An 11,439-nucleotide genomic window follows, 5' to 3' on the forward strand; every position below is an offset into this window, starting at 1 on the left:
GCCGCCCTGGCGGCGAGTTCCCGCCGCTCGGCGTCGGCAAGCTCGGCGCGCAGCCCGGCCAGCGTGGCCCCGCGGCGCTCCTCGTCGGCGATCAACTGCTGACGGGAACCGTTGGCCAGCGCGGAGTTGGTGGCGGTGGCGGCGGCGCTCTCGGCGACCAGACGCGCCTGAGCCAACTGCTCGCCCAGGTCGCCGAGCAGGCCGTGGGCCTGCTGCGCGGACCTGAGGCGTTCGACTGCCGGGGCGAGCGCCGCCTCCAGTGCGGTGACCGAGTCGGTGAGTGCCGCGTGCCGGCAGACCCGCTCGTCGACGTCGGCGACGGCGGTCAGGCAGGACCGGACCTGCTGCTCGGCCGCCTCCACCCGGTCGATGGCGGCCTTCCACTCCTTGGTCGGCCGGCCGGCGGCCGGGGTGAAGTAACGCTCGAACTCGGCGTCGATCCGGTCGATGAGCAGGGAGTCCGCCCCGGTGGGAGCGTCGGCGGCGGCGTCGCCGGCGGCCGCGTCCAGAGCGCGGGCAAGCGCATCGGAACCCGAGAGGTTGACCGCGTTGGTGGCGGCCGACTGCAGCACCCGCTGGGCGTCCCACAGTTTGGTGTCGACGGTCTCGGCGAGCATGGCCTCGACCCGCTCGTGAGCCTGGTCGCCGGTGAGCTGTTCGCGTCTGGGCCCGATGATGTCGAGCTCGGTCATGATCTTCTTGTGGAATCGCTTGCGGTAGGCGAATCGGTAAGGGCCGGTGCTGATTTCAGCCTCCACCTGGGCGCCGACATCGACATTGGCCGGTTTCACCTGCTTGACATCGCGATGGGTGGACCGGTCCCGGTAGGTGAGCAGCAGGTCGAGCGCCTCCAGCATCGACGACTTGCCGATCTCATTGGGTCCACACACCACAACGACGCCGTTGTCGGGGAAGCGCAGTTCGCGGTCGACGACACCGCGGAAGTTGGTCAGACGCAACCGGTGCAGGATCATGCGGCGCCGCCCTCCTTGAGTCGCAGCAGCAGTGCCAGGGCGCCGCGTGCGGTCTCGGCTGCGGCGCCGTCGCAGCGGGCGGCCTCCATCAACTCCGCCACCGCGTCGGCGGCGAACCCGCCGATGCCCAGGTCGTCGAACTCGTCATCGGCCGGCATGACCGCGATGTCGGTGTGGCGGTCCCAGGTGCCGAGGTGGGCGAACAGTCGGGAGTGCCGGTCCAGGCAGGCATCCAACGCGGCGCGGTCGGTGACGGTGAGCGTTCCGACCAGGCCGAGTTGGACCACGGTGCGGTCTTTGCCGGTCAGATGGTCGAGATTGAGGTCCAGGTCGGCGATGTCGCGACTGTCGTTGACCTCGCGGCGCAGGGTGAGGAACCGCCAGGTGCCGACCGTGCGGGACTCGACGCCCACCGGGTGCGCCGGATCGTCGAGGTCGACGTCGACGACGAGGACATGCCCGGAGTCGGCTTCCCTGTGGTCGTAGTTGGTGACCTCCGGCGACCCGGAGTACCAGACCCGGCCGCTGTCCCCCACGGCGGTGCGAGAGTGCTTGTCCCCCAGGGCGACGTAGTGCACGGCCGACCGCCGCAGCGCGGCGGTGAGCCGGTCCATCCCGATGTGCGCCGGGTTGTCCCGATCCGGGTCGAGGACGTCGACCGCCCCGTGGGCGAGCAGGATCCGCGCCGTGCCGTCGGCCGGCAGTCCGGCGAGGACCTCGGCGGTCAGGTCGGCGGTGGGCTTCTTGGACCGCCACGGCGCGGCGACGATCTGCACCCCCTGCGTCGCCTGCCAGACCCCGGCCCGGTCGAGCACCGTCACGTTGTCAGGGCATTCCCGGGCGAAGAGTGCGCTGGTGTAGACCGACGAGGCGTCGAGGGGGTCGTGGTTACCGGGCAGCAGATACACCGGCACCTTGATGGCCCGCATGGCCTCCAGCGACTGGCTGACGACCCGCGGGGCGAGTTGGTTGGCGTCGAACACGTCGCCGGCGACCACCACGAACTCCGCGCCGGTCTCCGCGGCCAGTGGTCCCAGCGCGGCAACGGCCTCCCGACGGGCGGCCGAGTAGCGCGACTGCGCTTCGGCGTCCAGGAAGTGCCGGGTCATGCCCAGCTGCCAATCCGCGGTGTGCAGGAACTTCATACCCCCGACGTGCCTTCCGAACGAGTCTGTAGATGGTGTCGGCGAGAGTGTATGGCCGGGGTGTGACAAGTCCGGGGAACTCGACCGCCGGTGCCGCCGGGACCCCGGGATAATGGGGCGAATGAGGACATTGGTGCTGATGCGGCATGCGAAATCCGACTATCCGGACGGCGTGCCCGACCACGAGCGGCCGCTGGCGCCCCGCGGGGTCCGCGAGGCCGCGCTGGCCGGGGACTGGCTGCGGGACAACGTTCCGGCGATCGACGCGGTGCTGTGCTCCTCGGCCGCCCGGACCCGGCAGACCCTGGCGCGAACCGGCGTCACCGCACCGGCGACCTACCTAGACCGGCTTTACGGCGCCCATCCCGCGACGGTGATCGAAGAGATCAACAAGGTCGACGACGAGGTCAGCACCCTGCTGGTGGTCGGTCATGAACCGACGACGAGCCATCTCGCGCTCGGACTGGCCGCCCCGGCGAGCGACCGCGCCGCCGCCGAACGGATCGCGCTGAAGTATCCGACGTCGGCGATCGCCGTCCTCCGGGTGCCCGGCACCTGGGCCGGGTTGGAGATCAGCGGTGCGGAGTTGGTGTCCTTCCACGTGCCCCGCTGACGGGGCGCTCAGGAGTTGGTGGCCAACGTGAGTTCCATCAGTCTGATGGCCTGAGCGCACGCGTCGGTGCCCGGGGTCTGCGGGTTGACCCACCAGCCGACGACCCCGGCCGCGTCTGCTGCGACCCCGCAGCCGCCGTTGGGGTCGTTGCCCCGCATCACGATCGCGGCGATACCGTTGACCGCGCGGCTCTCAATCTTGTACTTGTAGGTCTCGGCGACCATTCGCTCGTTGTCCAGGCTGCCCTGCTCGAACCAGAACCGGGTGATGTCGACCAGACCGGTTGTGCTGAGGGCCTGCCAGCGGCAGATCGCTCCGACGAAGGTGCTCTGAATGTCCAGGGGGTCCGCACCGACGGTCTTAGCCAGGATGTCGGCGGTAAGGACGTCGCACTCTTTGAGCAGGTTGGGGTACTGCTGGGCGCCGCCGCCGCGGGAGCCCCCGCCGGTACCGGCCTTCATTGCCGTCCCCTCGACGGTCCGGCCGCAGCCGCTGAGCACCGCCGAAGCCGTCACCGCCGCGAGCACCCCTGCGGCCACCCGACGACGCGTCTGCCGGCTCACTTCGCGTTCACAATCGATTGGCGGGTCAGTTCCTTGGCCACATCGCAGGCCGGCGGGTAGGGCTTCTCGGCGAAGCTCACCGACCACTCGATGAAGTCGTCATCGAACTGGATCCCGATCTCGCACAGGCTCTCCCCCAGCATCGGGTCGTCGTTGACCGCGATGAAGCCGCTGCGGCCCTCGATGATGATGTCCTCGACGCTGGTGCGGGAGAGTTCCTCGGTCTTGCGCTCCCGCCCGATCGGACTCCCGCGGAACCAGTTGAAGGAGAAGTGCGGACCGAGAATGCCGCCGCCGGCCAGCCACTGGCACCCGACTGGATTGACCGCCGTCTTGACAAGTCCGGTGATACGGGTCTGCTCGGCCATGGTCTGATCGCTGATTCCGCCGCACTCCGGGAACGTCGGCCCGTGCTTGCCGTCCTTGGGGGCGGAGCCGCCGGAGTCCTGCTGCGACTGCGACTGGTCGGGATCGGAGGAACCAGAACACCCCGAGACCGTGCCGAGCACCGCCACTGCGGCCAGCCCGGCCGCGAATCTGCGCACCGCCGTTTGGCGGACCAGCTGACTGCTCACAGCATGCACTGTAGCGCCAGCACCTCGCCCGGCCACCGACACACCGGCTGAACAGGCTGTATTGCGCCACATTGCGGTGTGGGACAGTTACGAAATGCTCCTCGGGCTGGTGCGGCGCCATCTCCGCCCGTACCGGCGGCTGGTGGTCGCGGTGGTGGTCCTGCAAACACTGAGCACGCTGGCCGCGCTGTACCTTCCGGCGGTCAACGCGGCGATCATCGACGAGGGGGTCGCCACGGGCGACACCGGCCTGATCGCGCGGCTCGGCGCGGTGATGCTGGCCGTGACCGCCCTGCAGGGCGCCTGCGCCGTCGGGGCGGTGTACTTCGGATCCCGCACCGGGATGGGATTCGGCCGCGACCTGCGGGCGGCGATCTTCCGGCGGGTGCTCGGCTTCTCCGAAACCGAGACCGCCCGGTTCTCCGCGCCGTCACTGCTCACCCGCACCACCAACGACGTCCGGCAGATCCAGACCCTGGTCCAGCTGACCGCAACCGTTCTGGTGACCGCGCCGATCATGTGCGTGGGCGGCATCGCCATGGCGGTGCGCCTGGACGCCGGGCTGTCCTGGCTGCTGTTGGTCAGCGTGCCGGTGCTGGCCATCGGCAACTACCTGATCGTCGCGAAGGCGCTGCCGGTCTTCCGCAGCATGCAACGGCTGATCGACGGCATCAACCTGGTGCTGCGCGAGCAATTGTCGGGCGTGCGGGTGATCCGGGCCTTCGCCAGGGAACCGTTCGAGGAACGGCGTTTCGACGACGCCAACCGGTCGGTGTCGCGGGCCGCCCTGACCGCCGGGCGCTGGCAGGCGTTGATGCTGCCGGTGACGACGCTGACCATCAACATCTCCAGCGTCGCGCTGATCTGGTTCGGCGGCCTCCGCATCGACGCCGGACGAATGCAGGTCGGCTCGCTGATCGCGTTCCTGTCCTACTTCATGCAGATCCTGATGGCGGTGCTGATGGCCACTCTCATCCTGGTCGTGCTGCCCCGGGCATCGGTATGCGCGGAGCGCATCACCGAGGTGCTCGACACCGCGCCCAGCGTGAGCGATCCGAGCACCCCGCGACAGCCCACCGGCGGAATCCGCGGCGTACTGACACTCGACGACGTCGGCTTCCGCTATCCGGGGGCCGAACGCGCCGTGCTGGAGGGGGTCTCCTTCACCGCGTCACCGGGGACCACCACCGCCATCGTCGGCGGCACCGGCTCGGGCAAGTCGACGCTGGTTTCGTTGATCTGCCGGCTCTACGACGTTACCGGCGGGTCGGTGCGACTGGACGGAGTCGACGTCCGCGACTACGACACCGAGGTCCTGTGGTCGGCGGTGGGCCTGGTTCCCCAGCACGGGTATCTGTTCTCCGGAACCGTCGCAGACAACCTTCGCTTCGGCAGGTCCGACGCGGACGAGGAACAGATGTGGGCCGCACTGCGGATGGCCGCCGCCGACGACTTCGTCCGAGCCCATCCCGACGGGACGGGGATGCCCATCGCGCAGGGAGGTGTCAATGTCTCCGGGGGCCAGCGGCAGCGGCTGGCGATCGCCCGCGCGATCATCCGGCGGCCAAGGGTGTATCTGTTCGACGATGCGCTGTCGGCGCTGGACGTCCATACCGACGAGCGGGTGCGGGCGGCGTTGGCGGCGGCCGCTGCCGAGCCCCCGCAGTCGACGGTGATCATTGTGGCCCAACGCATTTCGACGGTGGCCCAGGCCGATCAGATCGTCGTGCTCGACGGCGGCCGGGTCGTCGGCGTCGGCACCCACCGGGAACTGCTCGGCCGATGCCCGACCTATGCGCAGTTCGTCGACTCCCAGACGGTGGGCGCGCTGTGACCGCCCCGCCCGGTTCGGCGCTGCGACTGCTGCGCCGGCTCACGCCGCACCGCGGGCCGACCGCGGCACTGCTGGCGATGTCGGTTGCGGGGATCGCTTTGTCGGTGATCGGCCCGCGGGTGCTGGGCCACGCCACCGACCTGTTGTTCAACGGGGTGGTCGGCCGCCGGCTACCGCCCGGGATCTCCAAGGCGCAGGCGGTCGCCGAGGCCCGCGCACGGGGCGACGGCAGGTTCGCCGACCTGCTCTCCGGGATGGATGTGGTACCCGGGCAGGGAGTGGATCTGACCGCGGTCGCCCGGACGCTGCTGCTCGCACTGGTGCTGTATCTGGTTGCCGCGTTTCTCATCTGGGGTCAGGCTCGGCTTCTCAACGTGATCGTCCAGCGGACCGTGACGGCGCTGCGCGCCGAGGTTGCGGCCAAGATCCACCGTCTGCCGCTGGCCTACTTCGACTCGCGGCAGCGCGGCGAATTGCTGAGCCGGGTGACCAACGACGTCGACAACATCGCCACCTCGGTGTCGCTGACCATCAGCCAGCTGCTCACCGCGGTGATCACCGTGGTGGCGGTGCTGGTGATGATGTTCGTGCTGTCGCCGTTGCTGGCATTGATCACCGTTGCGCTGGTCCCGGTTTCGCTGCTGGCGATCCGGGCCATCACCCGCCGGTCGCGGACGCTGTTCGCGGCCCAGTGGGCCGGCACCGGCCGGCTCAACGCCCACATCGAGGAGACCTACAGCGGTTTCACCGTGGTGAAGACGTTCGGCCACCGCGCCTCGGCGGAAACCGCATTCGAAGGTCTCAACGACGAGGTCTACCGCGCCGGTTCCGGCGCCCAGTTCATCTCCGGACTGCTGTCCCCGGCGACCATGATCATCGGGAACATCAGCTATGTGGCCGTGGCGGTGGTCGGCGGCTACCAGGTGGCCTCCGGTCAGATCACGCTGGGCGGCGTGCAGGCGTTCATCCAGTACGTGCGCCAGTTCAATCAGCCGGTGACCCAACTGGCCGGCATGTACAACACCCTGCAGTCCGGGTTGGTCAGCGCCGAGCGGGTGTTCGAATTCCTCGACGAACCCGAGGAATCGCCCTCTGCCGCAGCGGAATCGCCGGCCGGTCCGGGGCGCGTCGAGTTCCGGAACGTGAGCTTCTCCTACCCGGGCGGCACGCCGGTGATCCACGACGTCTCACTGGTTGCCGAACCGGGTGCCACGGTGGCGATCGTCGGGCCGACCGGCGCCGGCAAGACCACCCTGGTGAATCTGCTGATGCGGTTCTACGACGTGGATTCCGGCGCCATCGTCGTCGACGGCACGGACATCCGGACGGTCAGCCGGGAATCGCTGCGGTCCCGGATCGGCATGGTGCTTCAGGACTCCTGGCTGTTCGGCGGCACCATCGCCGAGAACATCGGCTACGGCCGCCCGGACGCCGCCGAGGAGGAGATCGTGTCGGCCGCCCGGGCCGCCCGCGTCGATCAGTTCGTCCGCTCACTGCCCGACGGCTACGCCACCCGGATCGGCGATGGCGGCGTGAACGTCAGCGCCGGCGAGAGACAGTTGATCACCATCGCGCGGGCCTTCCTGGCCCAGCCGCAGATCCTGGTTTTCGACGAGGCGACCAGTTCGGTGGACACCCGGACCGAACTGATGGTTCAGCAGGCGATGGTGGAACTGCGAACCGGCCGAACCAGTTTCATCATCGCCCATCGGCTCTCGACCATCCGGGACGCCGACACGATCATCGTGCTGGACGACGGGCGGATCCTCGAGCAGGGCTGCCACGCGGAACTTCTGGACAGGCGGGGCGCCTACTGGAGGATGAATCGGGGCGCCTTTCCCGGTAAAGCCCCCGACGAGACGGTTCCCACTGGATAATGGGACGATGGCAGGAAACGAGCTTGATCCGCAGCGCGCCAAGGCCGCCCGGGACGTCGTCCGTCAGCACCCGGGGATGGCGTTGTTCGCGGTGTCCCCGGTGCTCATCGCAGCAGGTCTGGTGTGGTGGCTGGTGAGCCCGGGCTGGGCGATCGTGCTGCTGGTCGTGGCGTTGGTCGCCGGCGGTATGACGATCCTGCGCAAGCGCTGACAGGCGCGTTCACACCGACTCGGGCACGTTGCGCCGAGCCCGGTAGACCCGCACGTCGCCGCTGATGCCCTTGAGCCGTTTGACGCCGGCGAACGAGAACCGGAAGGGCCGCTCGTCGCCGATCTGCTCGCGGGCCGATTCCGACACCAGCACCGCGCCCGGCCTGGCCGCCGAGGTGAGGCGGCTGGCCAGGTTGACCGGGCTGCCGAACCAGTCCCCGGCGCGGCTGACGGCCGAACCGTAGGCGACACCGACCCGCAACCGGGGCAGCGCCTCCTCGGCGGCCGCGGCGTCGATGAGGCCGAGGACGGCGTCGAGCAGCGCGCCGGCGTCCGGTGAGACGAACATCGCCGCGTCGCCGATGGTCTTGATGAACCGCACCGGCGGGTGGGCGACGTCGTGGGCGAGTTCGGCCAGCCGGTTGGCCAGTTGCTCGAGCCGCTCCGGAGGCAGTTCCTCCCCCAGTGCGGTGAACCCGACGAGGTCGGCGAAGGAGGCGCCGATCATTCTGGCCTCCGGGCGCGGTCTGCCCTCGGCGCGTTCGCCGGCGTTGACGGCCTCGGTCTCGAGCGTGCGCCGCAACTGCAGCAGCAGCAGATCGTTGATCATCGGGCCGAGCAGCGGCGTGGCGACACCGACCAGAGCCTCTGTGCCCCTGGCGATCTCGAGCTCGGTGATACCCGGATGCAGGACCGCGTCCAGGGCTGCGACGTTCATGACCTCGGAGGCGTTGGCCAATCCGTGGGCCAGGACCCGCACGATGGCGAGCATCAGGTCCGGGTCGATCCCGAGGTCCAGGAACCGCTTGATGTGGACGGCGGTGTCGGCGTCGCTCTGCGTGAACACCGGCGCGTCCGGATCGTCGACCGCGGGCAGCCCCGCGGCCCGGTGGAAGCGGTTCAGGAGGTCCAGGTCCAACCCGACCCGCTCACTGGTCTCCCGGGCCGCGACGTAACGGCCGTCGTCGCCCAGCACCCGGCGGGCCGGCAACAGCATCGGCGAGAACGACGACCGGATCTCCTCCGGCCCGAATCCCCGGTCCAGCAGCCAGTCGACCAGTTCGGCGCGCTCGGCCCGGGCTTCCCCGGACAGACCGTCCAGCAGGTCCGACCGGTCGGGTTCCCGGCTCATGAGACCGCCGGCCGGCGGTTTGCCCAGGGTCTGGCGGCTTCGATCTGCGCGCCAAGCGAAAGCAGTGTCGCCTCGTCGGACGGCCGACCCACCAGTTGCACCGACACCGGCAGGTGCTCGCCCTCGAGGAACCACGGGACCACCGCCGCGGGCTGGCCGGTCGCGTTGAAGACCGCGGCGAACGGCGCCCGGGCGGCCACCAGCGACAGGGTGGTGACCCCGCCGCGGTGCTGGTACTGCCCGATCTTCGACGGGCCGGTGGCGGTTCCGGGGGTGATCACCACGTCGACGTCGTCGAAGATCGACTGCACCCGGGCCGCCAGGGTCGGCTCGGCCGCGCGCACCCGGGCGATCTGGCGGTCGGTGATCAGTGAGCCGAGGCGGGCGATCTGCCGGGTCCGCGGCTCCAGGCGCTCCGGATGCGCCAGCTTTCGAACGTCGTCGTACGTCCCGCGCCACATCCGCGGCAGCACGTGGCCGTACATCGCCCAGGCCGGATAGTCCGGGTCGCGCCAGAAGACCTCGTGACCGAGGTCACGCAGCAGGGTCTCGGCCCCGTCCAGGGCGCGCTGCTGGGCCCTGCCCACCCGGGCCACCATGGTGGGGGGAACCTTGGCGCTCAACGCGATTCGCAACCGGCCCGGCTTACGCGCCGCGGCCTTCATGAACCCGCCGCGGGGCGCCTTGCCGGTGTTGGTGGCGTCCAGGAACAGCGCCGCGTCCTCCACCGTGCGGGTCAGCGGGCCGTTGACGCTCAACCCCGTCCAGCAGTCGTCGTGCGGCCCCATGGGCACCCGGTCACGCTGCGGTTTGAGTCCGAACAGGCCGCACCAGGTGGCCGGGATGCGGATCGAGCCGGCGCCGTCGGAGCCCAGCGCCATCGGGGCCAGGCCGGCGGCCACCGCGGCGGCGCTGCCGCCGCTGCTGCCGCCGGGGGTGTAGGCCGGATCCCACGGGTTGTGGGTGGCGCCGAAGGCCACCGTCTCGGTGAACGGCCACAGCATCATCTCCGGGACCGCGGTCTTGCCCAGGATCACCGCGCCGGCTGCCCGCAGGCGGCGGACCACCTCGGCGTCGGCGGTGGCGGGCAGGTCGTAGGCGTTGCTGCCGTAGCAGGTGAACTCACCGGCCACGTCGACGTCGTCCTTGATCGCGATCGGCACGCCGAGCAGTGGCAGCCGCTCGCCGGCGTCGAGCCGTTCCTGGGCGGCGGCCGACTCGCGGCGGGCCGTGTCGGCCATCACCACGCGGTAGCTGCGCAACTCCCGGTCCACCCGGGCGATGCGTTCCAGATAACGCTCCAGCAGCGCCGGGGCGGTGACGGCGCCGGCGGCCAGCATGCGGGCCTGCTCGGCGGCGCCGGCGAAGGCGAGGGCGGTGGCGTCCACGCTCGGCAGCGTAGCCGCCGGCACCGGGGTCGGCGGGTTACGGTGTTGCGGTGCCCTGTGTGTTCTGCGAGATCGTGGCCGGCGCCGCGCCGGCGGTTCGGGTCTACGAGGACGACGACTACCTCGGCTTCCTCGACATCCGGCCGTTCACCCGAGGCCACACGCTGGTCATTCCCAAGCGGCACAGCGTCGACCTCACCGATACCCCGGCACCCACGCTGGCCGGTCTGCTGACCGTCGGGCAGCGCATCGCCCACGCCAGCCGGTCCTCCGGGCTGGCGGCGACCGGCAACAACATCGCGATCAATGACGGCAGGTCGGCGTTCCAGTCGGTGTTCCACATTCACCTGCACGTGATTCCGCGCCGCGACGGCGACAAGGTGTCCTTCGTCAAGGGGGTGCTGCTGCGCCGCGACCCCGATCGGGAGTCGACCGGCCGGCTGCTGCGGGAGGCCCTCGCGGCGCAGGCGTGAGCCCGGCCGACTACCGCAGACCGGCCTGTTCCGCCGCGGAGTCGAAGACCTCGTCGAGCATCGCCGGGGTGAGCCGGCCGGTGAACATGTTCTGCTGGCTGGGGTGGTAGGAGCCCAGCAGCCGCACCCCCGAGGCCGCATCCGCCACGGCTCCGTGCCCGAACTTCGGCTTGGCCCCGTGGAATTCACCGTCGAGCAGTCGCAGCGCGGCCTGCCAGGCGAACCCGCCCAGGGCTACGATCACCCGCACCGACGGCGCGATGAGCCGCCACTCGGCGTTGAGCCAGGGTTCGCAGGCCGACCGTTCCCCGGGCGTCGGAGCGTTGCCCGGCGGCGCGCAGCGCACCGCGGCGATCACGCGAATGTGCTTGGCGCACAACCCGTCTCCCGCGTCGACGCTGATCGGCGAGTTCACCAGGCCGGACCGGTGCAGCGCGGCGAACAGCTGGTCTCCGGACCGGTCGCCGGTGAACACCCGGCCGGTGCGGTTGCCGCCGTGGGCGGCCGGGGCCAGACCGAGCACCAGGATCCGGGGCCGGGTCGCACCCCAGCCGGGGACCGGCCGGCCCCAGTACGGCTGCTCGGCGAAGGACCGGCGCTTGACCATGGCGGTCTCCTCCCGCCAGGCCACCAGCCGCGGGCAGGCCCGGCACAC

General features: G+C 70.4%; 12 protein-coding genes. 5 read left to right on the forward strand and 7 right to left on the reverse strand.

The annotated features are described in order from the left end of the window. Both ADBZ5U_RS10410 and ADBZ5U_RS10415 read right to left on the reverse strand, forming a co-directional pair. The coding region (locus ADBZ5U_RS10410) for an AAA family ATPase (protein WP_526265085.1) at positions 1-974 on the reverse strand (974 nt) is incomplete at its 3' end. Beyond that, on the reverse strand, positions 971-2,119 hold the full coding sequence (locus tag ADBZ5U_RS10415) for a metallophosphoesterase family protein (protein WP_526265088.1): 1,149 nt from the start codon (positions 2,117-2,119) through the stop codon (positions 971-973). The genes ADBZ5U_RS10415 and ADBZ5U_RS10410, both read right to left, overlap by 4 nt. 112 nt (positions 2,120-2,231) lie before the next feature. On the opposite strand from ADBZ5U_RS10415, the gene ADBZ5U_RS10420 reads away from it, so the two are divergent. Then, positions 2,232-2,732, forward strand: a complete 501-nt coding sequence (locus ADBZ5U_RS10420) for a SixA phosphatase family protein (protein ID WP_526265090.1) — start codon at positions 2,232-2,234, stop codon at positions 2,730-2,732. 8 nt (positions 2,733-2,740) lie between these two features. Here ADBZ5U_RS10420 and ADBZ5U_RS10425 read toward each other — a convergent pair whose 3' ends face one another. Beyond that, on the reverse strand, positions 2,741-3,295 hold the full coding sequence (locus ADBZ5U_RS10425; RefSeq protein WP_526265092.1) for a DUF3558 family protein: 555 nt from the start codon (positions 3,293-3,295) through the stop codon (positions 2,741-2,743). Further along, positions 3,292-3,840, reverse strand: a complete 549-nt coding sequence (locus ADBZ5U_RS10430; RefSeq protein WP_526265107.1) for a DUF3558 family protein — start codon at positions 3,838-3,840, stop codon at positions 3,292-3,294. Before ADBZ5U_RS10430 ends, ADBZ5U_RS10425 begins: the two co-directional genes overlap by 4 nt. A gap of 124 nt (positions 3,841-3,964) precedes the next feature. On the opposite strand from ADBZ5U_RS10430, the gene ADBZ5U_RS10435 reads away from it, so the two are divergent. Genes ADBZ5U_RS10435 through ADBZ5U_RS10445 form a run of 3 tightly spaced genes read left to right on the forward strand, consistent with a single transcriptional unit; the run spans position 3,965 to position 7,792 of the window. Further along, on the forward strand, positions 3,965-5,704 hold the full coding sequence (locus tag ADBZ5U_RS10435; protein WP_526265094.1) for an ABC transporter ATP-binding protein: 1,740 nt from the start codon (positions 3,965-3,967) through the stop codon (positions 5,702-5,704). Beyond that, positions 5,653-7,581, forward strand: a complete 1,929-nt coding sequence (locus ADBZ5U_RS10440; RefSeq protein ID WP_526265096.1) for an ABC transporter ATP-binding protein — start codon at positions 5,653-5,655, stop codon at positions 7,579-7,581. The genes ADBZ5U_RS10435 and ADBZ5U_RS10440 overlap by 52 nt, the downstream gene beginning before the upstream one ends. A 7-nt stretch (positions 7,582-7,588) precedes the next feature. Continuing rightward, complete coding sequence (locus ADBZ5U_RS10445; RefSeq protein WP_526265099.1) at positions 7,589-7,792, forward strand: hypothetical protein; 204 nt, start codon at positions 7,589-7,591, stop codon at positions 7,790-7,792. A gap of 9 nt (positions 7,793-7,801) precedes the next feature. Here the strand turns inward: ADBZ5U_RS10445 and ADBZ5U_RS10450 are convergent, their stop codons facing one another. Further along, positions 7,802-8,923 carry an adenylate/guanylate cyclase domain-containing protein gene (locus ADBZ5U_RS10450; protein WP_526265101.1) on the reverse strand — a complete coding sequence of 374 codons (1,122 nt, stop codon included), beginning with the start codon at positions 8,921-8,923 and terminating at the stop codon, positions 7,802-7,804. Then, positions 8,920-10,263: an amidase gene (locus tag ADBZ5U_RS10455; RefSeq protein WP_526265109.1), complete on the reverse strand. Its 1,344-nt coding sequence runs from the start codon at positions 10,261-10,263 to the stop codon at positions 8,920-8,922. Before ADBZ5U_RS10455 ends, ADBZ5U_RS10450 begins: the two co-directional genes overlap by 4 nt. Before the next feature lie 98 nt (positions 10,264-10,361). Here ADBZ5U_RS10455 and ADBZ5U_RS10460 point away from each other — a divergent pair, with 98 nt between their 5' ends. Then, entirely contained in the window at positions 10,362-10,784 is a 423-nt protein-coding gene (locus ADBZ5U_RS10460; RefSeq protein ID WP_526265103.1) for an HIT family protein, read from the forward strand. 10 nt (positions 10,785-10,794) lie between these two features. On the opposite strand, the gene ADBZ5U_RS10465 is transcribed toward ADBZ5U_RS10460, so the two are convergent. Further along, on the reverse strand, positions 10,795-11,439 hold a 645-nt coding region (locus ADBZ5U_RS10465; protein WP_526265105.1), incomplete at its 5' end, for a uracil-DNA glycosylase.

The sequence above is a fragment of the Mycobacterium sp. genome, from assembly GCF_040398885.1.
Taxonomy (GTDB): Bacteria; Actinomycetota; Actinomycetes; order Mycobacteriales; family Mycobacteriaceae; genus Mycobacterium.

Coding starts and splice junctions, on each gene's coding strand:
- ADBZ5U_RS10445 (WP_526265099.1), top strand. CDS start 7,589: ATGGCAGGAAACGAGCTTGATCCGCAGCGCGCCAAGGCCGCCCGGGAC.
- ADBZ5U_RS10455 (WP_526265109.1), bottom strand. CDS start 10,263: ATGCTGGCCGCCGGCGCCGTCACCGCCCCGGCGCTGCTGGAGCGTTAT.
- ADBZ5U_RS10420 (WP_526265090.1), top strand. CDS start 2,232: ATGGGGCGAATGAGGACATTGGTGCTGATGCGGCATGCGAAATCCGAC.
- ADBZ5U_RS10415 (WP_526265088.1), bottom strand. CDS start 2,119: ATGAAGTTCCTGCACACCGCGGATTGGCAGCTGGGCATGACCCGGCAC.
- ADBZ5U_RS10440 (WP_526265096.1), top strand. CDS start 5,653: ATGCCCGACCTATGCGCAGTTCGTCGACTCCCAGACGGTGGGCGCGCT.
- ADBZ5U_RS10450 (WP_526265101.1), bottom strand. CDS start 8,923: ATGAGCCGGGAACCCGACCGGTCGGACCTGCTGGACGGTCTGTCCGGG.
- ADBZ5U_RS10435 (WP_526265094.1), top strand. CDS start 3,965: ATGCTCCTCGGGCTGGTGCGGCGCCATCTCCGCCCGTACCGGCGGCTG.